The organism is Ideonella sp. P3_A4 (genome assembly GCF_056403075.1).
On sequence record NZ_JBFUGE010001044.1, the window covers coordinates 1 to 1,393 of the forward strand.

The window sequence follows — 1,393 nt, forward strand, 5'->3', positions numbered from 1 at the left end:
TCTTGCTGTCTCGCGGCCAATGCCTAACCCCTCCGTCAAGGGGACTGGCCTGCGGCCAGCCCCTTACGTCGAACGTTAGGCAATGCCAAATATTCCGCTCCACGACGCAACGTCAACCGTTGGGCAAGAAACATGAACGACTGGGGTAAGCAGCACACCTACAGCACCGGTTCGCTGGTCAGATTCACGGGCATCCTACTTCCGGTCTTGCACTTTCTCACTGGATATTGGGTGGCGAAAAAGATCTCGCCGCACCAACCGATTGCCGTGCTGTTCATTCTTTCTGGTGTTGTAGGCGCCATCGCAGGCTTCACTGGTGGCCGACTATTGGTCGTCGGAGCGATTGCTGGGTATGTTCTAACGATTGTTCTTTTTCCACAGCCGCCGGGTGAAGGTCAATGGTGGTACGTCATCTACTTTTTCTGCCTCTTCACCATGCTTATCATTGGCGTAGCGGGCATCGTCCTCGGGAAGGACTGGAGGCAAAGTCGTGAGTAGCGTCTGGCGAGCATTCAGCAGCTTCGCCCGCATGCCTAACCCCTCCGTCAAGGGGACGTCCCGCAAGCGGGTCGCCCCTTACGTCGAACGTTAGGCAAAGCCAGAAATACGCCTGCCGCCATACCTCGTCTCGTTTGCCAGCCAACTTGAAATCGTGCCGCAAGTCGATCTTGGAGCGCTGGGGTAAATCAAGAACAGCCCAGCGGCAACCTTCGAGCGCGCAGTCACCCAAGAACAGCCCGGCGCTTGTCAGGCTTGTCAGTACTCGCTCGAAGCCCTCTGCCATTCCAAAGTTGGCTTGCTTGGTCTTCCCGGGTGAAAATACGGGCRACCCTGGCTCGCCAACGGTCGGTCCAGCCAGAGGAGCCGAAGTGTCGCAAATCTCCACACGCCTTCGTTCAGCCTCATGGCTTCGGGCCGCCCGGTCGCTCCGTGGGCAACCTCGCGTTCCGGTCATCTCCTTGCWCAGCCTCATTCGCCTAACCCCTCGGTCAAAGGGACGTCTTGCGGCAAAGCCGCAAGCCGCCCCTTACCTCGAACGTTAGACCGAATCTCATGTCCCCCATCAAGCCTCCCCTCTATCGCAAGGTGAACACCACGGCGCATGGCGTTCACCATCGCCATGGTGGAGACTTTCGCGACGACCGAATCACCAGCGCACCAGGCGAAGTCGAAGGTACTCGCCAGTCAATGCACGGTCGTCATCAGCGCGGTCTCGACTACACCCCGCTTTTCAAGTTTCTTCTTTCCCGTGTCGGGCATCATTGGAATGATGTTTACTCCGAGGCAGTTGCACGCCTCGATCGGCCCGCACCGATCTTTTGGCTTGTTGCGCTGCAAGAACACGAGCGCCGTCGATACGTGCCAATTGGTGAATCCAGCTACTACAGTGGCA

Annotated in this window: 1 protein-coding gene and 1 pseudogene; both read left to right on the plus strand. The window is 57.9% G+C overall.

All coding sequences use genetic code 11. The features are described from left to right. The first annotated feature begins 132 nt into the window (after positions 1-132). Positions 133-498 (plus strand): hypothetical protein, encoded by a 366-nt coding sequence (locus tag AC1DYI_RS35670; protein WP_477208822.1) that lies wholly within the window; start codon positions 133-135, stop codon positions 496-498. A 555-nt stretch (positions 499-1,053) separates the two neighbouring features. Further along, positions 1,054-1,393, plus strand: a pseudogene (locus tag AC1DYI_RS35675) (hypothetical protein); the annotation flags it as partial.